Source organism: Pseudomonas sp. 30_B (assembly GCF_017491605.1).
In the GTDB taxonomy this organism is placed as follows: Bacteria; Pseudomonadota; Gammaproteobacteria; order Pseudomonadales; family Pseudomonadaceae; genus Pseudomonas.
This window is the reverse complement of sequence record NZ_JAFGYY010000216.1, coordinates 1-498: the sequence shown is the minus strand read 5'-3', so window position 1 is coordinate 498 and position 498 is coordinate 1. Positions and strand designations below refer to the sequence as shown.

General features: G+C 56.6%; 1 protein-coding gene. It reads left to right on the top strand.

Going from position 1 to position 498, the window contains the following annotated elements:
* Window positions 1-47: 47 nt before the first annotated feature.
* A partial coding sequence (locus J5M67_RS28000) for a GDP-mannose 4,6-dehydratase (RefSeq protein WP_207888621.1) occupies window positions 48-498 on the top strand: 451 nt, incomplete at its 3' end.

The window sequence follows — 498 nt, the reverse complement described above, 5'->3', positions numbered from 1 at the left end:
GTCTTGGCGAAGCGATTAATCTCGAGTTGTCTAATTAACGGTGCGATATGGCAAAGCGTGTTTTGATTACGGGTATTACGGGGATGGTGGGGTCGCATCTGGCCGACTTTTTGCTGGAGAATACGGATTGGGAAATCTACGGCCTGTGCCGTTGGCGCAGCCCGCTCGACAACGTTTCTCACCTGCTTCCGCGTATCAACGAGAAGAACAGGATCCGCCTGGTGTACGGCGATTTGCGCGATTACCTCTCTATTCACGAGGCCGTCAAGCAGTCGACGCCCGATTTCGTGTTCCACCTGGCCGCGCAAAGCTACCCGAAAACCAGCTTCGATTCGCCGCTCGACACGCTGGAGACCAACGTCCAGGGAACGGCCAACGTGCTGGAAGCGCTGCGCAAGAACAACATCGATGCCGTCACGCATGTTTGCGCGTCGTCCGAAGTGTTCGGGCGGGTGCCCCGCGAAAAGTTGCCGATCGATGAAGAGTGCACGTTCCATC